At 62.0% G+C, this 26,237-nt stretch carries 23 protein-coding genes and 1 pseudogene; 15 read left to right on the forward strand and 9 right to left on the reverse strand.

Translation table 11 applies throughout. The annotated features are described in order from the left end of the window. Positions 1-28: 28 nt before the first annotated feature. The 3 genes from P3T21_RS10030 to P3T21_RS10040 are packed head-to-tail and all read right to left on the reverse strand — an operon-like array spanning position 29 to position 1,989. A complete protein-coding gene (locus P3T21_RS10030; protein WP_429255777.1) occupies positions 29-220 on the reverse strand; it encodes a DUF1653 domain-containing protein in 192 nt (63 codons plus the stop codon). Positions 221-270: 50 nt separating this feature from the next. Next, positions 271-957, reverse strand: coding sequence for a helix-turn-helix transcriptional regulator (locus P3T21_RS10035; protein ID WP_429255778.1), 687 nt, complete (start codon positions 955-957; stop codon positions 271-273). 54 nt (positions 958-1,011) lie between these two features. After that, the gene (locus P3T21_RS10040; RefSeq protein WP_429255779.1) at positions 1,012-1,989 is read right to left on the reverse strand and encodes an ornithine cyclodeaminase family protein; all 978 of its coding nucleotides are present in this window, start codon (positions 1,987-1,989) and stop codon (positions 1,012-1,014) included. Between the two features lie 203 nt (positions 1,990-2,192). On the opposite strand from P3T21_RS10040, the gene P3T21_RS10045 reads away from it, so the two are divergent. The 5 genes from P3T21_RS10045 to infA all read left to right on the forward strand — a co-directional run bounded on the left by P3T21_RS10045 (position 2,193) and on the right by infA (position 5,957). Next, the gene (locus P3T21_RS10045) at positions 2,193-2,969 is read left to right on the forward strand and encodes an ABC transporter substrate-binding protein (protein ID WP_429255780.1); all 777 of its coding nucleotides are present in this window, start codon (positions 2,193-2,195) and stop codon (positions 2,967-2,969) included. A 143-nt stretch (positions 2,970-3,112) separates the two neighbouring features. Continuing rightward, a complete protein-coding gene (locus P3T21_RS10050; protein WP_429255781.1) occupies positions 3,113-4,354 on the forward strand; it encodes an NAD(P)/FAD-dependent oxidoreductase in 1,242 nt (413 codons plus the stop codon). Positions 4,355-4,524: 170 nt separating this feature from the next. Beyond that, positions 4,525-4,743 (forward strand): hypothetical protein, encoded by a 219-nt coding sequence (locus P3T21_RS10055; RefSeq protein WP_429255782.1) that lies wholly within the window; start codon positions 4,525-4,527, stop codon positions 4,741-4,743. A 527-nt stretch (positions 4,744-5,270) separates the two neighbouring features. Beyond that, positions 5,271-5,552 (forward strand): hypothetical protein, encoded by a 282-nt coding sequence (locus P3T21_RS10060; protein WP_429255783.1) that lies wholly within the window; start codon positions 5,271-5,273, stop codon positions 5,550-5,552. 129 nt (positions 5,553-5,681) lie between these two features. Next, positions 5,682-5,957, forward strand: coding sequence for a translation initiation factor IF-1 (infA, locus tag P3T21_RS10065; RefSeq protein ID WP_228883456.1), 276 nt, complete (start codon positions 5,682-5,684; stop codon positions 5,955-5,957). Between the two features lie 67 nt (positions 5,958-6,024). On the opposite strand, the gene P3T21_RS10070 is transcribed toward infA, so the two are convergent. Next, on the reverse strand, positions 6,025-6,765 hold the full coding sequence (locus tag P3T21_RS10070) for a GntR family transcriptional regulator (protein ID WP_429255784.1): 741 nt from the start codon (positions 6,763-6,765) through the stop codon (positions 6,025-6,027). A gap of 308 nt (positions 6,766-7,073) precedes the next feature. On the opposite strand from P3T21_RS10070, the gene P3T21_RS10075 reads away from it, so the two are divergent. The 8 genes from P3T21_RS10075 (at position 7,074) to P3T21_RS10110 (ending at position 18,445) form a co-directional block, all read left to right on the forward strand. Continuing rightward, entirely contained in the window at positions 7,074-8,282 is a 1,209-nt protein-coding gene (locus P3T21_RS10075) for a cyanate transporter (protein WP_429255785.1), read from the forward strand. A gap of 121 nt (positions 8,283-8,403) precedes the next feature. Further along, positions 8,404-9,633 (forward strand): Fic family protein, encoded by a 1,230-nt coding sequence (locus tag P3T21_RS10080; RefSeq protein ID WP_429255786.1) that lies wholly within the window; start codon positions 8,404-8,406, stop codon positions 9,631-9,633. A gap of 355 nt (positions 9,634-9,988) precedes the next feature. Next, positions 9,989-11,191, forward strand: coding sequence for a nitrate/nitrite transporter (locus tag P3T21_RS10085; RefSeq protein ID WP_429255787.1), 1,203 nt, complete (start codon positions 9,989-9,991; stop codon positions 11,189-11,191). A gap of 16 nt (positions 11,192-11,207) precedes the next feature. Further along, positions 11,208-13,640 carry a nitrite reductase large subunit NirB gene (gene nirB, locus P3T21_RS10090; RefSeq protein ID WP_429255788.1) on the forward strand — a complete coding sequence of 811 codons (2,433 nt, stop codon included), beginning with the start codon at positions 11,208-11,210 and terminating at the stop codon, positions 13,638-13,640. Between the two features lie 16 nt (positions 13,641-13,656). Further along, positions 13,657-13,980 (forward strand): nitrite reductase small subunit NirD, encoded by a 324-nt coding sequence (gene nirD, locus P3T21_RS10095; protein ID WP_429255789.1) that lies wholly within the window; start codon positions 13,657-13,659, stop codon positions 13,978-13,980. A 17-nt stretch (positions 13,981-13,997) separates the two neighbouring features. Beyond that, on the forward strand, positions 13,998-16,682 hold the full coding sequence (locus P3T21_RS10100; protein ID WP_429255790.1) for a molybdopterin-dependent oxidoreductase: 2,685 nt from the start codon (positions 13,998-14,000) through the stop codon (positions 16,680-16,682). Between the two features lie 34 nt (positions 16,683-16,716). Continuing rightward, entirely contained in the window at positions 16,717-17,292 is a 576-nt protein-coding gene (locus P3T21_RS10105) for an ANTAR domain-containing response regulator (protein WP_429255932.1), read from the forward strand. A 10-nt stretch (positions 17,293-17,302) separates the two neighbouring features. Further along, complete coding sequence (locus P3T21_RS10110; RefSeq protein WP_429255791.1) at positions 17,303-18,445, forward strand: CmpA/NrtA family ABC transporter substrate-binding protein; 1,143 nt, start codon at positions 17,303-17,305, stop codon at positions 18,443-18,445. Between the two features lie 56 nt (positions 18,446-18,501). Here the strand turns inward: P3T21_RS10110 and P3T21_RS10115 are convergent. Then, positions 18,502-18,685 (reverse strand): annotated as a pseudogene (locus P3T21_RS10115) (ATP-binding protein); the annotation flags it as partial. Between the two features lie 121 nt (positions 18,686-18,806). Here P3T21_RS10115 and P3T21_RS10120 point away from each other — a divergent pair. Further along, entirely contained in the window at positions 18,807-20,519 is a 1,713-nt protein-coding gene (locus P3T21_RS10120; RefSeq protein ID WP_429255792.1) for an IlvD/Edd family dehydratase, read from the forward strand. A 25-nt stretch (positions 20,520-20,544) separates the two neighbouring features. Beyond that, positions 20,545-21,453 (forward strand): dihydrodipicolinate synthase family protein, encoded by a 909-nt coding sequence (locus P3T21_RS10125; RefSeq protein WP_429255793.1) that lies wholly within the window; start codon positions 20,545-20,547, stop codon positions 21,451-21,453. Positions 21,454-21,483: 30 nt separating this feature from the next. Here P3T21_RS10125 and rhaS read toward each other — a convergent pair whose 3' ends face one another. The 4 genes from rhaS to P3T21_RS10145 form a co-directional block, all read right to left on the reverse strand. Next, positions 21,484-22,491: a rhamnose ABC transporter substrate-binding protein gene (gene rhaS, locus P3T21_RS10130; protein WP_429255794.1), complete on the reverse strand. Its 1,008-nt coding sequence runs from the start codon at positions 22,489-22,491 to the stop codon at positions 21,484-21,486. An 81-nt stretch (positions 22,492-22,572) separates the two neighbouring features. Continuing rightward, on the reverse strand, positions 22,573-23,595 hold the full coding sequence (locus P3T21_RS10135; protein ID WP_429255795.1) for an ABC transporter permease: 1,023 nt from the start codon (positions 23,593-23,595) through the stop codon (positions 22,573-22,575). Beyond that, positions 23,588-24,652, reverse strand: coding sequence for an ABC transporter permease (locus P3T21_RS10140; RefSeq protein WP_429255796.1), 1,065 nt, complete (start codon positions 24,650-24,652; stop codon positions 23,588-23,590). Before P3T21_RS10140 ends, P3T21_RS10135 begins: the two co-directional genes overlap by 8 nt. Continuing rightward, positions 24,649-26,112: a sugar ABC transporter ATP-binding protein gene (locus P3T21_RS10145; protein ID WP_429255933.1), complete on the reverse strand. Its 1,464-nt coding sequence runs from the start codon at positions 26,110-26,112 to the stop codon at positions 24,649-24,651. Before P3T21_RS10145 ends, P3T21_RS10140 begins: the two co-directional genes overlap by 4 nt. Between the last annotated feature and the right edge of the window lie 125 nt (positions 26,113-26,237).

The raw sequence follows: 26,237 nt of genomic DNA on the forward strand, positions 1-26,237 counted from the left end.
AAGGCGCGCGCATCCGGCGCGCAGGTAATCAATCGATCGGCGTAAACCGCGACACGGTTATGCCGTCGTGTTCGACAGGCTCGAAAAATACCGAGGCCGGACGGGTCCAGATCGTACCATTCGCCGCGCGGTAGACGATCATCGTGACGCCCGGGTCCGACTCCAGCGTCGCCTCGCAGACCAGTTCGTAAATACCACCCTTGTAATGCCGGTATCGCACCGAGTCACTCCTTTTCAACGTGATGCATGCGCTGAGGCTGCCCGCGACGTTCAACTCGCGCTTTCTTTCATCTGCTTCAGATGCTTGTAGACCGTTGCGCGCCCCATGCCGAGCACGGCAGCCACATAGTTCGCCGAACTCTTGCCGCGGAACGCGCCCTCGGCATACAGCGCTTCAACCAGTTCGCGCCGGTGATCGCGTGTCAGTGAATTCAGACCAATCTGCCGTTCACGCAACCAGCCATGCAGAAACGTGTTGATGCGGTCCTGCCAGTCGTCGCGAAAGAGTTCGTCCGGCTGCGCGACGATGCCCGCTCCCTTGATGAACAGGTCGAGCGTCGAACGGACGTCCTCGAACACCGCGATATTGAAGTTGATGCACATCATGCCCGCGGGTTTGCCCTCGTCGTCGAACAGGACGTTGCTCACGCAACGCATGCGGCGACCATCCCAGTTCAGTTTTTCGTACGGGCCGATCACGCGTTCGCGCACCGAATGATCGATTTCTTCGAGCGCCGAGTCGTCGCCGATTTCGCGCTTCGACAGATTATTCGCGAGATACAGCACGGTCTGGTCGCGCAGATCGTGGATCACCACTTCGGCGTAGGGGAAAAAGAGCGTCGCAATGCTGTCCGCGAGCGGTGCATAGCGGGTCAGCAGCAGGTCTTTGACGGGAGACGACTTTTTCTTGCGCATGGGTTCTGTAAGCACGTGGGCGGATTCGGGGCGCACTGCCATTCTTCGGCAGTGCTGGCAGGCGCGGAGGAATCGTCGCCACCCGGACGGTTTCTGTCAAGCTTCTTCACGCGGCGGCATTTGCAGGTGCCGCAGCAACCCGTACGCGATCGCGACATCCTCCAGTCCAAGGCCGATCGAGCGGAAAAAAACGTGCTTCCTGTACGACGGTTTTTTGCACGTGCCGCAGACCAGTTCCGGCAGATCGCCGGCCACGCTTTCCGCCGACCATCCATGCCGCTCAGCCGCCAGCTTCATTTCACCCGCGCTGCCGGGCGTCGTGCGCCGGTAGTCGCAGTAGACATCCATATCAGGCAGCCACGCAGGTGGGATCTCGTGCGCGTTCGCGACGTTCGTGCTGATCGACGTGATCAACGCGGGCTTTGTCAGCGCGTCGTCGGGCAGCACCGGCGTCCCCGACGACGTGCACAGCATCACGACATCCGCATCGCGCACGCAGTCTTCGACACTCGCGCTGAACGTCGCACGCGCGTCGATTCCGGCGATAGCAGCCTGTTTCGCTGCGTCGCGCTGCAGGTCCAGCGAAAACACCCGAATCGACTCCCACGGCCGCAACGGCGCGACGTGCCGCAGGTGCGCCTGCGCGACCGCGCCGGAACCGATGATCGCGAGATGTCGCGCATCAGCGCCGGCGAGATGCTCGACGGCGAGCGCCGTCGTCCCGGCGGTGCGTTCGGTGGTCAGCAGGCCAGCGTCGCACCACATCAGCGGCTGCCCGGTTTCCATCGACATCAGTGCAGTCCACGCCGTCACGATCGGCCGGCCGCCGGTCACGATATACGGCGACAGCTTCGCACCGAACACCTTCGCCTCGGCCATCGCGCCAAGGTATGTGATGAAGTCGCCGGCGCCAGCGGGAAAAAGCGTGAGCGTCTGCGGCGGCTGCACGGCGTTTTCATGGCCCAGTGCGCGAAACATGGCTGCCAGCGCGCCCCGTACGTCCAGCGCCGGCAATGCGCGCCGCACGGTTTCTTCGTCGACGATCAGAGGACCTGCCGGTTCATTCCTGCTCATATGCGTATTTCTCCAGATCGGGCGCGCCTGCGAAATGCAGGTTGCACGGTTTAAATTGTAGACATAGAGTCTACTCTAGACTATTTAAACCAGATTTGCTCGTATTCCCTATAGTCTACGATAGACATTTAGTCTATATTTGATCCACGTCATTTGTCGTTTCCGCTCTCTCACGCAGTTCCAACCCACGCCAGGAACCGTTCATGAAACTCAAGCTTTCTGTCTGCCTCGCCGCCGCTCTCGTCAGTCTCGCTAGCACCGCCCACGCTGCTGATACGTTGCGTTTCGGCGTTGAAGCGGCCTATCCTCCGTTCGAAAGCAAAAGCCCGTCGGGCGAGCTGCAGGGCTTCGACATCGATGTCGGCAATGCCGTCTGCAAGAAGATGAATGTGAAGTGCGTGTGGGTCGAAAATTCGTTCGACGGCCTGATTCCTGCCCTACAGGCGCGCAAATTCGACGTGATCAACTCGGCGATGAACATCACCGGCAAGCGCAAGCAGAGCATCGATTTCACGCCGCCCGTCTATATCGTGCCGATCGTGATGGTGGCGAAGCGTGATTCGAAACTGCTGCCCGACGCGAAGAGCCTGCAGGGCAAGCGGGTGGGCGTGTTGCAGGGTTCGTCGCAGGAAGATTTCCTGAAGGCGCACTGGGCGACCGCGGGCGTTTCAATCGTCTCGTATCAGGACCAGGACCAGGTGTATGCGGATCTCGTCGCGGGCCGGCTGGACGCATGCGTACAGGAAGCCCAGACCGTGCAGGACGGCTTTCTCGGCAAGCCCGAGGCCCGCGACTACGCGATTCTCGGCGCACCGCTGAGCGATCCCGCGACGCTCGGTGAAGGCACGGGTCTTGGTCTGCGCAAGGGCGATCAGGCGCTGAAGACGAAGGTCGTCGCCGCACTGGATTCGCTGAAAAAAGACGGCACGCTGAGCGCGCTCTCGCAGAAGTACTTCAAGCGCGACATCATTGCGAAATAAGCCGCTCCTGATTTAGAGTCGACTGCTTCGAGCCGCGTCGGTGCGGCTCGACTCCGGGTCATGCAGTGTGTGCGCACGCGCGCGTACATGCGCATCGCGCCCGTTACTCAGGCATTGAAGCACTCAAGCGGAAAAGCGGGTCTATGGATTTCGACGTCATCGTACTGGGTGCCGGCATTGTCGGCGTGTCTTCCGCACTCCATCTGCAGGATCGCGGGCGGCGTGTCGCACTGGTCGACCGGCGCGGCCCCGGCGAGGAAACCAGCTTCGGCAACGCCGGGCTGATCGAGCGGTCGTCGATCGTGCCGTATGGTTTTCCGCGACGCTTCGGCACGTTGCTGCGCTACGCGCGCAACGCGTCGACTGATCTCTATTGGGACTACAAGGCGATTCCGTCGTACGCGTCGTGGCTGGCGCGATTCTGGTGGGAGTCGTCGCCGGAACGGCTGGCTGGCGCCGCGCGCGACATGCTGCCGCTGATCCAGCGCTGCGTGACGGAACACGATGCGCTGATCGCACGCGCGGATCTCGGCGCGCTTGTACACGACGGCGGCTGGATCGAGGCATTTCGCACTCAGGCGGCATTCGACGACGAGGCGCCCGCGGCCGAAGTCTCCGCCCGCGAAAACGGTCTTCGCGTAGTTCCGCTCGACGCAGCCGCGCTGCGCGCGCGCGAACCCGGTCTCGCGGAAGGTTTTTGTGGCGCACTCCACTGGCTGGACCCGAAGAGCGTCGCTAATCCCGGCGCGCTGACGAAAGGCTATGCACGCCTCTTCGAAGCGGGCGGCGGCACGCTGCTGACCGGCGACGCAACCACCCTGCTCGCCGAAGACGACGCGTGGACCGTACAGACGACAGCCGGCAGGATCAGCGCAAAGGAAGTCGTCGTCGCGCTCGGCCCCTGGTCGGATACGGTGTTCGGCCCACTCGGCTACCGTATTCCGCTGCGCACGAAGCGTGGCTATCACATGCACTACGAGCCGGTACGGCAGATCCTGTCAGTGCCGGTCGTCGATACCGAAAAAGGCTATGTGATCGCGCCGATGCAAGGCCGGTTGCGGCTCACGACGGGCGTCGAAATCGCCCGACGCGGCGCCCCGCCAACGAGCGTCCAGCTCGAACGCGCGGAACGCATCGCGAAGCCCGTGTTTGGCCTCGGTGCACGCGCGGATGCAGCGCCCTGGCTCGGCATGCGGCCGTGCACGCCGGACATGCGGCCTGTTATCGGCCCCGCGTCGCGCCATCGCGGCCTGTGGTTCGCGTTCGGCCACAACCATCATGGGTTGACGCTCGGGCCGGTTACCGGCCGCCTCCTCGCTGAAATGATGACCGGCATGACGCCTTTCACCGATCCGCGGCCGTACCGGGCAGAACGGTTCAGGTGAGGTGAGGTGAGCCAGTGCCGGAGTCCTGGATAATCCGCTCCGCCCGCACCGCCCGCACCACCCGCGCGACTCACGTATCGCGTACATCACCCGCGCCCGACGATTTTTGTCCGGTTGGCGGCGCACTATTGGCGTGTGATAAGTGCGTATCCATTTTCCGGAGCGACACGATGGCCACGCTAGAAGCGTTTCGTGCCGTGCTCGACGATACAGGCACGCCCGAGATCATCCGCAATCACATCATCGATTCGCTGCAGTACGCGCTGCGCAATCATGGACAGATTTTCACTGCGAAAGAAGTCGAGTGGCTCGCCGCATGGGACGACGCGCGCATTCCGCTCGCCGCATCCCGCGAGCTGAAAAAACGCGAGCCGGCAAAAATGAACTGAAGCGGTTTCCCCGCGCGCCGCCTGCGCTGCGCGCGGCGCCCGTCAACATCTGGAGAACGCGCTTCCGAACGATTGCGCGAAGGCCTGCAGTAGAATGTCTTTCCGCCGCTACCCCCCGGCGCGGAAAACTTTTTGCTATCCAATCGGTCCCATTTAGTGCATCATATTGGAATAGCTGTACCCTGAATCGGCAGTACAGGCAGTATCGATCGGCACCAACCGGCGTCTCCGCAATACCCCCGACAGTTCGACCGCCGCCCGTCGGCGATCCCGTCACTCCGGCAATGCGCTACGCGCATTCGCTGTCGCGAGTTGTGCATTTTCATGCGCCCAGTGCCCACGCGGCATCGGCGTGTTTCTTCTCCATCGAATCCGCGAATCGACGCGGTTGAGCGCAAGTCTCGTTGAAGCGGGCTGGCGCCATTCTTTTTTCGTGCGGCGCGCCGTATGGCTGCGCCGCCAGGCTGGCCGTTCCCGTGCGTCACGCGCTGGACATGCTGGCCACGTATTACAGGACATATAGTTTTATGACTCAAGCTGTCAGAACCTACAAGGGCTACGAAATTCACCCGCTCGTGTACCCGCGCCGTCATTCCGATGAGCAGACGCGACGCAACCCCGACGCCGGCTACGAAGCGTCGGTGCGCATCTGCCGCGTGGGCGCGAACCCGTCGGCCGATGGCCGCGTGTTCCGTCTGCCGCATCTGTGGCCGTTCGAAGGCACGGGCAAGGCGCGTCTCGCGTGCATGGCGCACGCCGAGCAACTGATCGACGGCCGTGTGGATGGCCAGTCGGTCGCCGATCTTTGAGCGGCATCGTTTCGATCGGCGCTGTTTCAAATCGTTTTACAGGCGCGCCACGGCGCTGCCTTTTACCGCACCACACGCTTCGCCGGCATCCGGTCGAAGCGACCCAAACTCATTGACCAGGAGCTATGCATGGCGAAAGAAGAACTGCTTGAACTGGACGGTATCGTCGACGAAGTACTTCCGGATAGCCGTTACCGCGTGACGCTCGACAATGGCGTCGTGGTAGGCGCATATGCGTCCGGACGCATGCGCAAGAATCACATCCGTATTCTCGCGGGCGACCGCGTGACGCTTGAACTGTCGGTCTACGACCTGACGAAGGGCCGCATCAACTTCCGCCACAAGGACGAACGTGCTGGCGGCGGTGGCGGCGGCGCACGCAGCTCGCAATTCCGTCGGCGCTAAGCCGACCGTAGCGGCCGGATTGACATAGCCGCTGCACTATCGTTCGTGGGTCCGTCGGGCGCGTCTTCTATTCGCTGAACAGTGCGCCAAGACCGCTGCCGGATTGCAGGCGGACCTGCTGAACGACACGCTCCTCGAGTTCTTCGAGGTGAACGCGCATCACGTCCAGCGCGGCGTGCAGGTTACCTGCATCGAGCGCTTCGATGATCTGCGCGTGCTCGTCCGCGGAACAGGTCGATCCCTTCGACGGATCGTACAGCGCCTTATACAGCTCGGTCTTCCCGACCAGTTGCACCACCAGCCCCAGCAATTCCGTGCCACCGGCCAGTTCGGTCAGAAGCACATGAAACTGCCCCGCAAGGCGCACCGCGTCATCGATACGGCCAGCCTGCTGCGCCGCCTCTTCCTGACGCACATGCGCGCTCAACCGGCGCTTCTGCTGCGACGACAACGCCCCGCATGACGCGGCGACGATCCCCGCCTCCACAATCTGCCTTGCGCGATACACCTGCCGGATGTCCTCTTCGGACGGCGCAGGGACGAACGCGCCGCGATGCGCTTCCAGCACCAGCTTCCCCTCGAAACCGAGCCGCGTCAGGACCTTGCGCAACGCGCCGCGCGTGCAGCCGAACGCCGCCGCCAGATCGCGTTCGACAAGTTGCGCGCCCGGTCGCAGCTTCCCTTGCAGCAACGCGGAAGTGATCGATGCGTAAATGCGCTCCTCGACGGTAATCGACGCGTTCGCGGACCCGGCAGCGGGCGGCGCGTCTTCGGCGATCGAGGATGAATGTCGGGCGTGTGAGGTCATGAACGGGTGATGAAAACGGGCTGTCTTGCGATGTCGGGCGGCATTGTAGCGAGACGGACCGGTAACGGCCAGGGATCCGCCAATGCGCAACGCCGGTAATACCGGGCATAGCCGGCTGGTTAACCATTTTATACAAAAATGGTTAACCATAATGAGGTACAGAAATGCGCTCGTGCAGGCTGCACAACCCGCAGCGGCTTCAGCGCTTCCCTCCTCATCCCCGTTCGACGAAGGTCTCCGTGAGTCAAAATTCCAGCCCCGCCCACCCTTGCGCGGACGCGTCCAGCACCTCACATGCAACGCGCGCCATGACATGGCATGACGGCGTGTGGCTGTGCGCAATCGTCGTTGTCGGCATCAACCTGCGTCCGCTCCTGACGTCGCTCAGCCCGCTGATGGCGACGATCCGCGAGGCGGCCGGTCTCAGCTTCTACGGCGCGTCACTGTTGACAAGTCTGCCGGTCGTTGCGATGGGGCTCGGCGCGTTCGGCGCGGGTGCGCTCACGCGGACGGTCGGCGAAACGCGCGGCGTGGCACTCGGACTTCTGGCGATTGCGCTCGCGTGCGCCGCGCGCTGGCCGGCCGACAGCGGCGCCACCCTGCTATTTACGGCGGCGCTGGCGGGCATTGGCGTCGCGTCGATCCAGGCGCTACTGCCTAGCCTGATCAAACAGCGTTTCGGTGCGCGCGTGCCGCTGGCGATGGGCATGTTCTCGGCGTCGATCATGGGCGGCGGCGGTCTCGGCGCAGGGCTGAGTCCGTGGATCGCGCAGCTTGCCGATTCGTGGCACGCGGCGCTCGCTGTCTGGGCCGTGCCGGCACTTGCCGCGCTCATTTACTGGCTTCGTTTGAACCGTCGTGCGACGCGCGCTTCGCCGGCTGCGAGCGTCCCGCCCATGCAACAGGCACCCGCCATCAACCTCTGGTGCAACCGCCGCGCCTGGGCGCTTGGACTGCACTTCGGGCTCGTCAACGGCGGCTATACGAGCCTTGTCGCCTGGTTGCCCGCGTATTACCAGCAGCATGGCGCCGACGTTGCCACGAGCGGCTCGCTGCTCGCCGGCATGACCGTGTTTCAGGCCGCCGCCGCATTGTTGCTGCCACTCGCCGCCGCGCCATTTCGCGACCGGCGTCCGTGGCTTGTCGCAGGTCTTGGTGCGCAGCTGGCGGGCATCGTCGGGCTGATCGCATGGCCGGAGTCGGCGCCGGTGCTGTGGGTCGCGCTTGCAGGCGCGGGCCTCGGCGGCACGTTCTCCGTCACGCTGGTTACGACGCTCGACCACTCCGCGGACCATCGGCTCGCCGCCCGGCTCGTCGCGTTCGTACAGGGTGCCGGTTTTGTCGTCGCGGCGGCAGCGCCCATGCTGGCGGGCTTCGTGCGCGACCTGACCGGCACCTTTACCGCCGCGTGGATCATGCTCGCAGTGAACATCTCAGCGATGATTGCACTGACGTTTGCTTTTTCTCCGCATAGCTACGGGCGAGCGCTGGATACCGCGCGGAAGCCCTTCGCATAAATGCGCCAAAAGATTCGCCACATGATTCGCCAATAACATCTTAAACCTATGTAAATAAACAACTTTTTTACATTAAAAAACGGTGTTAAGATTCGCCACGCGATCCGCCAAAATCACCGCCATGGCAACCTCCCACTCGAAGTATCCGTACTACGCCGTCCATCAGATGCATCCGCTTCTGCCCTCGGACCCGAAGCTGGACAGCCTGCGCCCGCTTGCCGCCGAAGTCATCAGCGACGCCAAGGACCTCGCAGCGCACGGCATGCCGCATCTGCGCGATCTGCTGCGTGAAGCGCTGCGCCCGATGAACTCGTACTACACCAACAAGATTGAAGGCCAGCATACGGAGCCGCTTCTGATCGAGCAGGCGATGCAGCAGGACTTTTCGAGCAAACCCGCGGAAGCCCGCAAACAGCGCATCGCAGTGGCACATATCGCTACCGAGGAATGGGGCGAGCAGGCATTCCCGTCCTTCGATTCGAACACCTTTTTTGAAGGCTCGGTGGCGCAGGCCATCCATCGACATCTGCACGACCAGCTTTCGCCCGACGATCTGACCCAGATCGATGACGACGGCCACGAAGAAACCATTGTCCCCGGCGCCTGGCGTGATCGCGGTGTGAAGGTCGGCGAGCATATCCCGCCTGATCCCGCCACGGTGCCGGCGTTTATGGACGAATGGCATCGTGGATACCGTCACGCCCGGGCGGGCGAAACCGCGGTCATCGCGCTGATGGCCGCGCACCATCGGCTCGCCTGGATTCACCCGTTTCTGGATGGCAACGGCCGTACGGCACGTCTGCACACGCATCTCGGGCTCTCGGCGCTGGGTTTGACGCAGGGCCTGTGGTCGCCAATGCGCGGGCTCGCGCGCGAGCAGACACGCTATTACAACCATCTGATCGAAGCCGACCAGCCGCGTCAAGGCGACTACGACGGTCGCGGCGTGCTGTCGGAAAAAGGCCTTGTCGACTTTATCGAATTCGGCATGAACATCTGTCTCGACCAGGTGCGCTTTATGGACGGCATGCTGGATATGCGCGCTTTCGAAGCCCGGCTCGCCCAGATGCTCGCCGCGGAGGGCACCCGCGAGACCACCCGATATCTGCGGGTCGAAGCTGCGCAGCCGCTCGCATGGCTCGGCACGGTTGCTTCGATGGAACGCGCGCGCTTCAAGGGCATGATGGGGCTCGCCGCCCGCACCGCCGACCGCGTGCTCGCCGATCTGCTCAAACTCGGCATCGTTCAGTCCAGAACGCCCAAAGGTCCGGTCGAACTGGCGCTGCCGCTCAGTCTTTTTCGCTATCTGTTTCCACGCTTATGGCCTGAAGCCGAGTCGAACACGGCATGAGTGCCGGACGCGTCCAGAAGGGCGCATCGCGCGCCACGAACGCGCCCGCTCGCGCTAACTCTGTGCGACGCCGCGGCCCGCGCACTGCTGCGGTGCAATACGCCTTCCGCGTCCCAGACCGTCAAACGCAGGCCCGACAAGGCTTTCCGCCGATGCGGCAACATGGCATAGCTGTTGCTAAATAGCTATCGCACCTTGCAACGGCGCATGGATGCATGACTCGGGTGCCGCGCGACAGACAGTCCGCGGACCAGTAGCGAAACGGCACACCGTGCCGTTCACCGGTCGGGCAATGGCGTTCGACGTTTGTCGTATCCGGTACATCACCCGGATGCGATCCGACGACGGAACTATCATGGACCGCAGCTTCTGGCGCAATGGCCACACCCCCACGCTGTTTTCTGCATTCCTCTATTTCGATCTGAGCTTCATGGTCTGGTATCTCCTCGGACCGTTGCAGATCCAGATCGCACACACACTGTCGCTCAGCACCCAGCAACGCGGGTTGATGGTCGCGACGCCGATTCTTGCTGGCGCCATCCTGCGTGTGTTCATGGGCATGCTCGCCGATCGTATCGGCGCGAAGCGCGCGGGTCTGATCGGCCAGGTTCTCGTGATCGCGAGCCTGCTGGTTGCGTGGCGCACCGGAGTGCATTCGATGGCACAGGTGCTGCTGTTCGGCGCATCGCTGGGCGTTGCGGGCGCGTCGTTCGCAGTCGCGCTGCCGCTCGCCTCGCGCTGGTATCCGCCCCATCAGCAAGGCACCGCGATGGGCATCGCCGGCGCAGGCAATTCCGGCACCGTGCTCGCCGCGCTGTTCGCGCCGGTGCTGGCCGTTGCGTTCGGCTGGCAGAACGTGTTCGGCATCGCGTGCATTCCGCTCGTCGCCGTGCTGGTGTTCTATACGATCAGCGCAAAGGATGCGCCGGGCGTCACCACGCACAAGCATCTGCGCGACTACGCACGCATGCTCGCCAATCGCGACGCATGGTGGTTCATGTTCTTCTACTCGCTGACGTTCGGCGGCTTCTCAGGCTTCGCGAGCGCCCTGCCCGGCTACTTCCATGACCAGTTCGGTTTCGATCCGAAGCTGGCCGGCTGGGCCACGGCCGCGTGCGTGTTCGCAGGCTCGGTGATGCGTCCGTTCGGCGGCTTGATGGCCGATCGCGTGGGCGGTACGCGTTCATTGCTGAATGTGTTCGCTGCTGTCGCTGTACTGATCGGCATCGCAGGCTTTGGTGCAGGCGGTCCGTTCGTCACGCTGACGCTCTTTATCGGGGCGATGCTGTGTCTGGGTGCCGGCAATGGCGCAGTGTTCCAGCTCGTGCCGCAGCGCTTTGCAAAAGACATCGGTGTGATGACGGGCCTGATCGGCATGGCGGGCGGCATCGGTGGCTTTGCGCTTGCTGCGAGTCTCGGTTCGATCAAGCAGGCGACCGGTGACTATTCGATGGGTCTCTGGCTCTTTGCTGCCCTGGCCGCACTCGGCTGGGCGGGCATGAGCAACGTGAAGCGCCGCTGGCGCAGTGCGTGGTCGGTTGCAGCCGCACGCGTCTGAACGGGAAGACACCATCATGAACAAACCTCGTCTCGTTGTTATCGGCAACGGCATGGCCGGCATCCGCACGATCGAAGAACTGCTGACGATCGCGCCCGGTCACTATGACATCACCGTGTTCGGCTCGGAACCGCATCCGAACTACAACCGCATCCTGCTTTCGCCGGTGCTCGCCGGTGAACAGGCATTCGGCGACATCATCCTCAACACGGTCGAGTGGTATCAGGAAAACGACATCACATTGCATCTCGGCAAAACGATCGAACGGATCGATCGCGTGAAACGCGTGGTCGTGGCCGATGACGGCACCGAAGCAGCCTATGATCGTCTACTGATCGCAACCGGCTCAACGCCGTTTATCCTGCCTGTGCCCGGCAAGGACCTGAACGGCGTGATCACGTATCGCGACATCCGCGATACGCAGGCGATGATCGATACCGCCGCGGTGAAGCGTCACGCGGTAGTGATCGGCGGCGGTCTGCTCGGCCTCGAAGCGGCGAACGGTCTGAAGCTGCGCGGCATGGACGTTACCGTCGTGCATCTGGGCGACACGCTGCTTGAACGTCAGCTCGATTCGACTGCGGGCAAGCTGCTGCAACGTTCGCTTGAAGAACGTGGCCTCGCGTTTCTGCTGGGCAAATCGACGTCGGAAATTGTCGGCAATGACGCCGGCGAAGTGTGTGCAGTCCGCTTCAAGGATGGCGAGACCGTGCCTGCCGATCTGGTTGTGATGGCGGCCGGCATCCGCCCGAATACGACGCTTGCCGAAGCCGCAGGCCTTTACTGCGATCGCGGCATCGTGGTGAGCGATTCGCTGCAGACGTACGATCCGCGTGTCTATGCAGTGGGCGAATGCGTGAGCCATCGTGGCATTGCGTATGGCCTCGTTGCGCCGCTCTTCGAGCAGGCGAAAGTCTGCGCGAACCATCTCGCGCTGCTGGGCATCGGCAGCTACAAGGGCTCGGTGCTGTCGACGAAACTCAAGGTCACCGGTATCGATCTTTTCTCCGCCGGCGATTTCATGGGCAGTGAAGGCACCGAGGAAATCGTACTCTCCGATCCTTCCGGAGGCGTCTACAAGAAGCTCGTGATCAAGGACGATCAGCTCGTCGGCGCGTGCCTGTATGGCGATACCGCCGACGGCGCATGGTATTTCAAGCTGCTGCGCGAAGGCCGCAAGCTCGGCGAGCTGCGCGATCACATCATGTTCGGCGAATCGAATGTCGGTGATTCGGGCGTGCAGGGTCAGAGCCGCGCCGCCGCGATGGCGGACAGCGACGAAGTCTGCGGCTGCAACGGTGTATGCAAAGGCACGATCGTCAAGGCGATCACGGAAAAAGGCCTCTTCACACTCGATGAAGTGCGCAAGCACACCAAGGCTTCGAGCTCATGCGGCTCGTGCACGGGTCTTGTCGAGCAGATCCTGATGAGCACGGTCGGCTCCGACTTTCAGGAAACGCCGAAGACGAAGGCGATCTGCCATTGCACCGATCATAGCCACGGCGACGTGCGCAAGACGATCCGCGATCATCATCTGGTGACGCATCGCGAGGTGTACGACTTCCTCGAATGGCGCACGCCGAATGGTTGTGCAACCTGCCGCCCGGCAATCAACTACTACCTGCTGTCGACGTGGCCACGCGAAGCCGTCGACGATCCGCAAAGCCGTTTCGTCAATGAGCGCGTGCACGCGAACATCCAGAAAGACAACACGTTCTCGGTGATTCCGCAGATGAAGGGCGGCGTGACGAACGCGGCCGAACTGCGCCGGATCGCGGACGTCGCCGATAAATACAACGTGCCGATGGTTAAGGTCACCGGCGGTCAGCGGATCGATCTGCTGGGAATCAGGAAAGAAGATCTGCCGAATGTGTGGAAAGACCTCGGCATGCAGTCGGGTCACGCGTATGGCAAATCGATTCGCACGGTTAAAACATGCGTGGGCAGCGAGTTCTGCCGCTTCGGCACGCAGAACAGCACGCAGATGGGTATCGACCTTGAAACGATGCTCGCGAACATGTGGTCACCGCACAAGGTGAAGCTCGCCGTTTCTGGTTGTCCGCGCAACTGTGCGGAAGCCGGTATCAAGGACGTCGGCGTAATCGCGGTGGACAGCGGCTGGGAACTGTATGTGGGTGGCAATGGCGGCATCAAGACCGAAGTCGCACAGTTCCTCGTCAAGGTGAAGACGTCCGATGAGGTCAAGGAATTCTCCGGCGCGTTCCTGCAGCTTTATCGCGAGGAAGCGTGGTATCTCGATCGCACTGTGCATTACATCGAACGCGTGGGCCTCGATTACATCAAGAAGAAAGTGGTCGACGATGCCGCAAATCGCAAGGCGTTGTATGAACGCCTGCTGTATTCGCTCGAAGGACTGCCTGACCCGTGGGAAGCGCGCATCGGCGGCAAGCAGAAGCACGAATACATCCCGCTGAAAGTCGTGGCCTGAGGACGACACCATGGACATGAAAGTGACTCAACAATGGACCCGCATCTGCGACGTCGCAGATATTCCGCCGCTCGGCAGCCGCGTACTCGAACGTGAAGCCGGCAACGTCGCGATCTTCCGCACCGCGCAGGACAAGGTGTTTGCGCTGCTCGACCGTTGCCCGCACAAGGGCGGCTCGCTGTCGCTCGGCATCGTGCATGGTGAAAGCGTGACGTGCCCGCTGCACGCCTGGAATATCGATCTCGCAAGCGGTCAGGCCCGCGCGCCCGATGAAGGCTGTGCGCGGCATTTTCCGGTTCGTGTGGACGAAGACGGTTCGATTTATCTCAGCCTCACCTGAACACGCGTGGAGATACGATGAAGACCGTCACCCGTTCCACCTGCTGCTACTGTGGCGTCGGCTGCGGCGTGCTCATCGAAGCGGAGAATGGCCGCATCACGGGTGTTCAGGGCGATCCTGATCACCCGGCGAATTTCGGCAGGCTCTGCACGAAAGGGATGTCGCTTGCGCTAACGGCACAAAGCGAAACGGGTCGTGCAAAGGTGCCGGAAATGCGTCTGCGACGCGATGCGCCGCGCCAACAGGTCGAATGGTCGGTCGCACTCGATACAGTCGCGGCGCGTTTTGCCGATGTCATCCAGCAGGATGGCCCGGATGCGGTCGCGTTCTATGTGTCCGGCCAGTTGCTGACGGAAGACTATTACGTCTTCAACAAGCTCGCTAAAGGTCTGATCGGCACCAATAACATCGATACGAATTCGCGACTGTGCATGTCGAGCGCGGTCACTGCCTACAAGATGGCGCTCGGCGCGGATGGTCCACCTACCTGCTACGACGATCTGGATAGGGCGAAAACCGTACTGTTCGCGGGCAGCAATATGGCGTGGGCGCATCCCGTGCTGTTCCGTCGTCTGGAAGAAGCGAAAGCGGCCGATCCGTCGATTCGCTGGATCGTGATCGATCCGCGTCGCACCGACACCGCTGCGATGGCCGATCTGCATCTGGCGATCCAGCCGGGAACCGATGTCGCGCTCTTTAACGGCATGCTGCATCACCTGATCTGGGAAGGTCGGGTCAATCGCGATTTCGTCGAGCAACATACGGCGGGTTTCGACGCGCTCAAGGCACTGGTGCGCGATTTCACGCCGCGCATGGTCGCGGGCCTGTGCGGCATCACTGAACGCGAAGTCATGCAGGCCGCCGAATGGTTTGGTGAAAGCGATGCCGCGCTGTCGCTGTATTGCATGGGACTCAATCAGTCGAGCCACGGCACCGACAAGAATCTCGCGCTGATCAACCTGCATCTTGCAACCGCGCAGATCGGACGCGCCGGCGCGGGTCCGTTCTCGCTGACAGGCCAGCCGAATGCAATGGGCGGCCGTGAAGTCGGTGGCATGGCGACAATGCTCGCCGCGCATCGCGATATCGGCAATCCCGCGCATCGTGAAGAAGTCGCGCGGCTGTGGGGCGTATCCGAACTTTCCGACCGGCCCGGCCTGCCCGCTATCGATATGTTCGAAGCGCTGCATGCCGGCAAGATCAAGGCGATCTGGATCGCGTGCACGAACCCCGCGCATTCGATGCCGGATATCGTGCGCGTTCGCGAAGCGCTGGCGAAAGCGGAATTCGTCGTCGTGCAGGACGCGTATATGCAAACGGACACCGTGCCTTTCGCTGATGTCGTACTGCCCGCTGCGACATGGGGCGAAAAATCCGGCACGGTCACCAACTCGGAGCGCCGTATTTCACGCGTACGTGCCGCCGTCCAGGCGCCAGGCGAGGCGAAGGCCGACTGGTGGATCGTCAACGAAGTCGCGAAGCGGATCGAAGCGCGCAATGCGGTTTCTACTACGACGCTATTTGCGTTCGATACGCCCGAAGACGTGTTCAACGAGCATCGCACGCTGACCGAGGGACGCGACCTCGACATCGGCGGTCTGAGCTATACGACGCTGGAAGAACGCGGTCCGCAGCAATGGCCGTTTCCCGCGAAGACCATGCAAGGCGAGGCGCGCCGCTATACCGACGGTATCTTCGCGACACAGGACGGTCGCGCGCGTTTCCACGCAACCGCGTACCGGCCCGTTGCGGAAGCAACCAGTGCGCGCTTTCCGTTCCGTCTGCTGACCGGCCGTCTGCGTGATCAATGGCATGGCATGAGCCGTACGGGCCGCGTCGGCAAACTGTTCTCGCATGCACCTGCACCTGCGCTCAGCATTCAACGGGGCGATGCAGCACGACGCGGCTTCAACGAAGGCGACCTCGTACGCGTATCGAGCCGGCGCGGCAATCTCGTGCTCCCCGTGCAACTGTCGGACGACGTGCAGTCCGGCACGGTATTCGCACCCATGCACTGGAGCGGCCAGTTTCTCGCGAGCGGCGGCATCAACGAAACGACCGTACCCGCTGTTGATCCTTCATCGTTTCAACCCGAGTTGAAGCACGCAGCGGTGCGCATCGAGCCGGTGGAACTCCCGTGGCGCCTGGTCGCGGCACGACGCGGCGACGTGCTCGCGCTGCAGGCCGCCGTGCAGCCATTGTTGAAGGAATGCAGCTACGCCGCGATCAGCATCGAAGACGACGATCTCATCGTATTGCGCGCTGCCCACGCCAATGCGCCGGAGGACTGGCTGTCACAGCTCTACGAAGCGCTCGATCTGCCGACAGGCGAGGACACACTCGAATACCGCGACGCACGACGCGGTCTTGACAAGCGCGTCGTGTGGCGCGACAACGTCATCGACGGCTTCGTTTTCGCCGGCGATGTCGCGAACGCCGATGCCCTGCTCGCGCGCTTACGCGACGCCGCACCGTGGTCTGGACCGCGCTTCGCGGTATTCTCTACACAAAAGCAGGCAAACGTTGCGCGTGACCGCGTGGTGTGCAACTGCATGCAGGTTAGCGAATCGCGCATCCACGAAGCGATTGCAGGCGGCGCGACCCTGCCGGAACTGAAAACGAAGCTCGGCTGCGGCACCGTCTGCGGCTCGTGCGTCCCCGAATTAAAACGGATGTGCGAGGCGACTGCCGTTGCAACCTGAACACACTGGAACGGCCGATATCAACAGACGAAAGATGCTGCGCGTACTGCTCGTCACCGACACGGACAAGCCTATCGGCGATCTGCGCGACGCCCTGGCACGGCTCGGCTATGACATGCTGACCGGCACGGCGACGCCGGAAGCGCTGCATCGTGTCGTCGAGAGCGAGCGGCCCGATGTCATCATCATCGATACCGAATCACCCTCTCGCGATACCCTCGAACAGCTCGCCGTGATGAACGCGACCGCGCCGCGCCCCGTCCTGATGTTCAGCCCCGACGCAAACCAGCAGCTGATTCGCGACGCGGTTGGCGCAGGCGTAACGGCTTATCTGGTCGAAGGTCTCGCGACCGAGCGCCTTGCGCCGATTCTTGAAGTGGCGCTAGCACGTTTCGCGCAGGAATCGCAATTGCGCGAGCGTCTCGCGCAGGCTGAAAACGAACTCGCTGAACGAAAGCTGATCGACCGTGCCAAACGCCTGCTGATGGATCAGCAGAAAATGACTGAAAATGCCGCCTACGCGACGTTGCGCAAGCGCGCGATGAACCAGGGCGTCAAACTCGCCGAGGTTGCGCGCCAGTTGATCGCGTCGGCGGAATCGCCTGAATGATGGCTCGCTCATGAACGCACTCACTCATCACGTCCAGCCGGACGCCACGGAACGGCTCGAGAAAACGCATCTGCGGCTGGGTTTTGTCGCGCTGAGCGATGCCGCGCCGCTGGTGGCGGCCAAGCTGCTCGAGTTCGGCCATGCACATGGCCTGACGCTTGAATTGTGTCGGCAGCCATCATGGGCGGCTGTGCGCGACAAGCTCCTGTCCGGTGATCTGGACGCGGCGCACGCGCTCTATGGACTCGTCTACGGCGTGCAACTCGGGCTCGGTGGTCCGCAAACGGATATGGCCGTGCTGATGGTGCTCAACCGCAATGGCCAGGCGATCACGGTATCGAACCGCCTTGCCGACGCGATAAGCGAGCACAAAACGTTGCCCAGGGCACTCGCCACGCTTGGGAGAAAACCAGTTTTCGCGCAGACGTTCCCAACGGGCACACACGCGATGTGGCTGTATTACTGGCTCGCCGCGCAAGGCGTCCATCCGCTGCGCGATATCGAAAGCGTGGTGATTCCGCCGCCGCAGATGGTCGGCGCGCTGGCGGAAGAACGACTCGACGGACTTTGCGTGGGAGAACCCTGGAATGCCGTTGCCGAAGCGCGAGGCGTAGGCAAAACCGTGGCTTACAGCAGCGAAGTCTGGCCGGACCATCCGGAGAAAGTACTCGCGTGCAGGCGCGATTTCGTCAGCGCTCACCCAAACACCGCCCGCGCGCTAGTGCAGACGATGCTTGAAGCATGCCGCTGGCTGGACGATTCCGGACATCGCGTTGAAATCGCGCGACGGCTGGCGCAGCCCGAGTTTCTGGGTGTGCCCGAGGAACTGATTGCATTGAGATTGCGAAACGAAGCAGCCAATGCTGTCCGGTTGCCTGTGCGCTTTTTTGAAGGTGGCGCGGTGAACTATCCGCGACCGTCCGACGGCGTCTGGTTCATGACGCAATATCGGCGATGGGGCATGATCGACCGCATCGATGACTACGCAACCATCGCCGCGGCGATCAACGCGACGGATCTGTATCGCGAGGCGGCGCAGAATATGGGCATTCCTGTGCCCGCAGAAAGCGCGCCGCAGGTATTGATCGACGGCCGGGTATGGGATGGCACTCATCCCGATGCGTACGTAGACGGCTTCGCGATACGTGCGTGACCTGCGTACCCGTCTGTCGCAATGGCTCGCTACCGGAAAATCGGGTACTCAGACAGTCATGCGCTGCGGACCGCCGGGAAACGCACGCTGACAACGAGGCTGCCGCCCACCGCATCGCCGGGCGCGACCTGTGCATCGTGTACGCGTGCAATCTCCCGCACGATCGACAACCCTAGCCCACTGCCCTCCACCGCCAGCGTCGCTGCCCCGGTAGAACCGCGCGAACGCCGCGTCACGTTCCCCTTCATTGACTACCATTAAGTAACAGCCAATGAAGCGCAGAATATAAACTTAACTCGCGCCAGGACGATTCCAATAGATACGGTATAACCTCATCACGAAGCTTTCCAGGAGACAGGACATGCGCAAGCTCCGTTCGCAAAGCTGGTTCGGCAGGAACGACAAGGATGGATTCATCCACCGCTCGTGGATGAAAAACCAGGGCATTCCGCACGACGAATTTGATGGACGTCCGGTGATCGGCATCTGCAACACGTGGTCGGAACTCACGCCGTGTAACGCGCACTTTCGTGAACTCGCTGAGTACGTGAAGAAAGGCGTGCGTGAAGCGGGCGGTTTGCCGCTGGAGTTTCCGGTGATGTCACTTGGCGAATCCAATCTTCGCCCAACTGCCATGCTGTTTCGCAATCTCGCTTCGATGGATGTCGAAGAATCGATTCGCGGCAATCCGATGGATGGCGTAATTCTGCTCGTGGGTTGCGACAAGACCACGCCAGCACTGCTGATGGGCGCGGCGTCGTGCAATCTGCCGGCGCTGGCGGTTTCCGGTGGCCCGATGCTGAACGGCCGGTTTCGCGGCAAAACCATCGGTTCAGGAACCGGCGTCTGGCAGATGTCTGAGGAAGTGCGCACCGGCACGATGACGCAGGAAGAATTCACCGAAGCTGAATCGTGCATGAACCGCTCGCGGGGTCACTGCATGACGATGGGCACGGCGTCGACGATGGCCTCGATGGTTGAATCGCTCGGTATGGGTTTGCCGCATAACGCGGCGATTCCGGCTGTGGATGCGCGACGTCAGGTGCTCGCGCATCTGGCCGGACGCCGCATCGTCGATATGGTCCGCGAAGACCTGACGATGGACAAGATCCTTACGCGTCAGGCGTTTGAGAACGCAATCCGCACGAATGCGGCGATTGGTGGGTCGACCAATGCGGTGGTTCACCTGATCGCGCTCGCGAAGCGGATCGGCGTGGAGCTTTCGCTGGAAGACTGGGAACTGGGTTCGAACGTGCCGTGCCTGGTGAACCTGCAACCGTCGGGCGAATACCTGATGGAGGACTTTTACTACGCGGGTGGATTGCCCGCGGTGTTGAAGCAACTCGGCGAGCAAGGCCTGCTGCATCGCGACGCGCTGACGGTCAACGGCAAGACGATCTGGGACAACGTGTCCAGCGCGCCCAATTACGACGAGAAGGTCATCACGACATTTGCCGAGCCGTTCAAGCCGAAGGCAGGCATTGCCGTGCTCAAGGGCAATCTCGCGCCGAATGGCGCGGTGATCAAGCCATCGGCCGCGACGGTGAAGCTGCTGAAACATCGCGGCCGCGCCGTCGTGTTCGAGAACATTGAGGAACTGCATGCGAAGGTCGACGACGACTCGCTCGATATCGACGAGCACTGCATCATGGTGCTCAAGGGCGCGGGGCCGAAGGGTTACCCGGGTTTCGCTGAAGTCGGCAACATGCCACTGCCGAAGAAGGTGCTGGAAAAAGGCATCACCGACATGGTCCGCATTTCGGATGGCCGCATGAGCGGCACCGCGTACGGTGCGGTGGTGCTGCACGTGTCGCCGGAAGCGGCTGCGGGCGGCCCACTCGCACTCGTGAAAACCGGCGACATGATCGAACTCGATGTCGAAGCGCGCCGTCTGCATCTCGAAGTTTCCGACGAAGAACTCGCGCGCCGTCGCGCGGAATGGCAGGCGCCGGATCTGCCGAAGCGCGGTTACTACAAGCTCTATGTCGAGCACGTCTTGCAGGCAGACCAGGGCGCGGATCTGGACTTTCTGGTCGGATCGAGCGGCGCGCCGGTGCCGCGCGATTCTCACTAACGCCCACTGATAAGGAAACAGGCGAATGACGGCGATCGATGCGCTTCCTCCCGGCGGAATCTGGCCCGTTTTGTACGCGTACTTCGACCAGCGCAATCAGCTCGATCGAAACGCGATGCGCACGCAGGTCGATACCACGATCCACGCAGGCGCACCCGGCATTGTGATCCTGGGGCTTGCGACCGAAGTGCATCGCATGTCGCTCGAAGAGAAGCATCAGGTGATCGACTGGGCCAGTGCAGACATCGATGCGCGCGTGCCGCTCGCCGTCACGATCACGGGCGACACGGTTGACGCCCAGGCCGCGCTTGCCGATTACGCCGTAGCGCGTGGTGCGTCATGGCTCATCCTGCAGCCGCCTTCCGCGCGTAATCAGCCCGAATCGTTCTATTTCGATTTTTTCGCCGACGTGATGCTGCGCGTGCGCGCTCCGGTTGGAATTCAAAACGCGCCTGAGTATCTCGGCGTCGGACTGTCAGCAGAATCGATCGTTGAACTTGCGCGCCAACGCGACAATTTTCGATGGCTCAAAGGCGAAGGACCCGCGATTACGATCCGTAACACGATCGACCAGTTGCGCGCGCTTGGGACGCCACTGCCCGTATTCAACGGACGCGGCGGTCAGGAAATCATCGACAATCTGCGCGCGGGTTGCGCCGGCCTGATCGTTGCACCGGATACCTTCGACAGGCAGGTCGCCATCCAGCGAGCTTTTGTTGCAGGAGACGAGGCACGCGCGGAGGCGCTGTATGCAGAAGTGCTGCCATCCATTGTGTTTGTGATGCAGTCGCTCGATTCGTTGACCTGCTATGGCAAACGGATAGCTGGGTGGAGAATGGGCTTTGATGTGCAACACGATCGCGGCATCGCGCCGACGGCATTCGGACTTGAATGCGCGCGGCGCTTTGCCAGACAGCTGGGGGCTTACGCCTGAACCTTAAAGCGTGGAGGCGTACCCACTACGTTAAAAGTTGAAGTTGTCGATATTGCTCGCGTCGAATGTAGTCGGCGGTCCAAGGATGATTTCTCCCTTCGGGCCGATCGTGCGCTTGCCAAGTTTGCCGGCTTCGAACGATTCGCCTTCCTTGCCCGAAATCGTCCCTGACGCCAGGTTCGCAGCGGCAAACGCGGCCAGATAACCGAGTTGGCCCGGATCCCACAGCTGGAACGCCTTCACAGTGCCGTTCTTGACGAACGCGCGCATCTGGTTCGGCGTACCGAGACCGGTCACAGCCACCTTGCCCTTGCTCGACGAGGTCGATATGTAGCGAGCCGCCGCCGCGATACCAACCGATGTGGGCGCAACGATCGCCTTCAGGTTCGGATACGCCTGCAGCAGACCTTGCGTCTCGACGAACGACTTCTGGTCGTCATCGTTGCCGTAAGCGATCTTCACCAGCTTCAGCTTCGAATACTCCGGCTTTTTCAGTTCATCCTGCATCCACTTGATCCAGGTGTTCTGATTGGTCGCATTCGGCGTTGCCGACAGGATGGCGAATTCACCCTCGCCGCCCATCAACTTCGACACGAGCTGGATCTGACCGCGTCCGATGCTTTCCGCGTTCGCCTGATTGACGAACAGCTGGCGTCCTTCGGGTGCGGTATCGGAGTCGAACGTCACGACCTTGATGCCTTGCGACATCGCTTTCTTCAGATACGGCACGACTGCATTCGCATCATTGGCCGCGATCACAATGGCATCCTGCTTCTGCGTGATCAGCGTGTTGATGTACTGCACCTGCGACGACGCACCCGCATCCGATGGGCCGACTACCTTGCCGACACCGTTGAATTCCTTGATGCCGGCCATGCCGCCATCGTCGGCGATGACTTCGTACGGGTTGTTGATCTGCTTGGGCAGAAACGCGATCTTCAGCCCGCTTTTGAGGTCAGCCGCGCCCGCCGCGCAGCTCAGGCCTAGCAGTGCGGCGCACAGCGCCGCCGCGCTGGCGCAACGAAGTGGTCTTCTCATGTCATGTCTCCTGGTTATATTGTCGGGTGTCTTGTACCCGGGGTTGTTAATCGTCCTGACCTCTATCACCTGTTGCGTCATTCATGTGCTGCGTGCTCCACCCGATCTGGCGATAAACCGCCGGTCGCGCATCGCGCGCCAGCGTGCAACCAGGTTAGGAATAAGCACCGATGCGAGCAACAGCACGCCTGTGACAATAGTCAGCGTTTCGCTGGACACGTCATCGAGCGTCAACGCATTCTTCAGCACGCCGACGATCAGTAGCGAAAGCAGCACACCGTACATCGAACCGCGCCCGCCGAAAATGCTCACTCCACCAAACAGAACGGCCGCGATCACCGATAGCTCAAAGCCTTCGCCGTTATCGCCGCGCGCACTGGTGAAGCGCAGCGTGTAGACAATGCCTGCCAGCGCGCTGAGTACACCCGATGTCACGAACAGCCTCAACCGGATTTTCGCTACATCGATGCCGGAAAACGCGGCCGCGGTGGAATTCGCGCCGATCGCGTAGAGACTGCGTCCAAAAGGCGTCGCCTGCAGCAGCACCGTGAACACCACCGCACAGACAATCACAATGACAAACGGCAATGGAATAAAGCTCGACCATAACGTGTCCATACCGAATGCCGTGTACGCGGCCGGGAAATCGGCAACGGCCTGATCGCCAAGCAGCACATACGCAAGCCCACGAAACAGCGCGAGCGTACCGATCGTCACGGCAAGCGAAGGCAGGTTCAGCTTCACGATCACCAGACCGTTCAGCAGCCCGGCTAACGCGCCAAAGACCAGCACAAGCACGATGACAACCGGCATCGGCAGACCCATATGCCATAGCACGCCCATCAACGCGCTGGACGCCCCCAACACCGACGCCACCGACAGATCGATTTCCGCCGCGACGATGATCAACGTCATTGGTAGCGCCATCAACGCAATTTCGGTGAGGTCGGCGAGTACGTTGCCAAGATTCGCCGCCGTCAGAAACACCGACGACAGCACACGTCCAAGGATCAAGGCGAGAATCAATACGACGACAAGCAGCACTTCCCATTGAAGCGGCGTCTCACGTCGACGCGTCAGCAAAGCGGAATCGGGTTTAACCATGATCGCGTTTCCTCATCATGCGTTTAGCGACGGAGCGCGCGAGCAGCGTATCGGCCGCGATCGCAACGACGATAAGCGCACCTTCAATTGCCTGTTCCCAGAATGGCGACACGTGCAGCACGACAAGCGTGATGCTGATAACGCCAAGCACCAGCGCGCCAAGCGTGGCGCCGAGAATCGTGCCGACGCCGCCCGTGATCGCTACACTACCGACCACCGCCGCGGCGACCACCTGCAGCTCGATCCCCTTGGCGGTGCTGGCGTCGACGGTACCAAAACGGGCAAGCCACAACGCGCCGGCGAAGCCTGCAATTGCACCGCTGATCAGAAACCCGGCCATCACGCGCCGCTCGACGTTGACACCTGCAAGCCTCGCGGCCTCTGGATTCGAGCCGATCGCGTAGTGTTCGCGACCGCCGCGGAACTGTTTCAGATAGATCGACAGACCGATCAGCACGACAGCAGCGATCAACGCAAGCGACGGCACACCGAATACAGCACCCGTTGCGAGCCGCGAGAACGATTCCGGCAGACTGGTCGCGTTGATCTGGCCGCCGTGGACCCACGCGTAATCCGCGCCGCGGAAAATGTAGAGCGTCGATAGCGTCGCCACCAGCGATGGCACGCGCCCCACCGCTACCAGCAACGCGTTGATCCCGCCCGCAATGAGACCGATCGCCAGACCCGCAGCAAGCGCGACGATAACCGGCATGTGCGGGAACGCGACGAAGAGACTCCCGACTGCGTACGCGCTCACGCCGACGGTCGACCCGACTGACAGGTCGATATGGCGCATCAGAATCACCACGGTCATGCCCGCCGTCAGCAAGCTGACGATCGACACATTCAGCAGCACATCGCGCAGATTCTGCAAATTGAGGAACTGCGGCTTCGCGAGTGCCGTGCCGACCACCAGCAGGATGAGCACGACAAAAAGCGTCGTCTCGCGGCTCTTTGCGATGGTGCCGATGAGGCCGCCGGCGCCCGAAGCCGGACGTCGAGTGTCAGGCGGCTGCACGGGCGCAGCGTGAGTATGGGTTGTCGAATGGCGCATCATGCTGCGTGCCCCAACGTCGCGGTGGACTGGCCCAGCGCCGCGCCCATGATCCGCTCTTCGTTCGCTTCGGCGCGCGATATGTCGGCGCTAATGCGTCCCTCATGCATCACGAGCACACGATCGGCCATGCCGAGCACCTCCGGCAACTCGCTTGAAATCATCAGCACCGCCATGCCATCGCGAACCAGTTCTGCCAGCGCGCCATACACCTCCGCCTTCGCACCGACGTCGATGCCACGCGTGGGTTCATCGATGATCAGCACCTTGGGATTCGTTGCAAGCCATTTGCCGAGCACCACTTTTTGCTGGTTGCCACCCGAAAGCGTGCCGACGGGTGCGGACGGATCACCCGCTTTCAGATGCAATCGCGTACCCCATTGCGTGGCGAGCGTACGTTCGCTTCTGGCTGAAATCAGTCCGTGCCGGACGAGTCGACCCAGTACGGTCATCGACGCATTACGCGCGATGCTCAGTTCCAGCGCGAGGCCTTGCTGCCGGCGATCTTCAGGCACGAGTGCAAGGCCAGCCTGGACTGCCGCCGCGGGACGCCCCGGCTTTAACGGCTTCCCCGCAATACGGATCTCTCCAGAATCGAACGGATCGATGCCGAAGATCGCGCGCGCCACTTCGCTGCGGCCTGCGCCGACGAGTCCCGCCAGCGCCACGATCTCACCTGCGCGAACCTCGAACGAGATGTCCTTGAATACGCCGACGCGCGTCAGACCGCGCACCGAAAGCCTCACTTCGCCCGGCTTTACATCCGCCTTCGGATAGAAACTTTCCAGGTCGCGACCGACCATCTTCGCGACGATCGACGCAGTATCCAGTTCGGCGGTTAGTCCATCGAACACCTTGGCGCCGTCGCGCATGATCGTCACGCGCTGCGTGAGCGCAAAAACCTCGTCGAGTCGGTGCGTGATAAAAAGAATCGCGACATCGCGCTCGCGCAGCCGGCGCACGATCGTAAAGAGCCGATCGACTTCCGGCAGGGACAACGCCGCAGTCGGTTCATCCATGATCAGCACGTTCGCGTTCAGCGACAGCGCCTTGGCGATTTCGATGACCTGCTGATCGGCAATCGACAGCCCGCGAACCATCTGGTCCGCACGCAGATCGACACCCAGCGACGCGAGCAGATCACGCACCTCGCGATGCATCGCATCGTATTGAATGCGGCCAAGGCGGTCCACCGGCTGGCGGCCCATGAAAATGTTCTCGGCAATCGACAGATCGAAAAACAGCGTCGGTTCCTGATAGATCACCGCAAGGCCCGCATCGCGCGCCTCGGCGGGCGTGGCGAACTGACGTGGGATGCCGTCGACAAGCAACTCGCCCGTATCCGGTTGATGCACGCCAGCCAGAATCTTGACGAGTGTCGACTTGCCCGCGCCGTTCTCGCCGAGCAGCGCGTGCACTTCGCCAGGCCATAGCGCAAGCTCAGCATCGAAGAGCGCCCGCACACGGCCGAATGATTTGCTCGCATGCTTCAATTCAAGCCGCGGTCCACCGGAAGGTTGTTGCTGCACTGCGTTGTCTCCTCCATCGTGCGACGCTGCTCGAGCGTCGCGATAATCCGTTTGCGCCG

This window comes from Paraburkholderia sp. GAS334 (assembly GCF_050436625.1).
Taxonomy (GTDB): Bacteria; Pseudomonadota; Gammaproteobacteria; order Burkholderiales; family Burkholderiaceae; genus Paraburkholderia.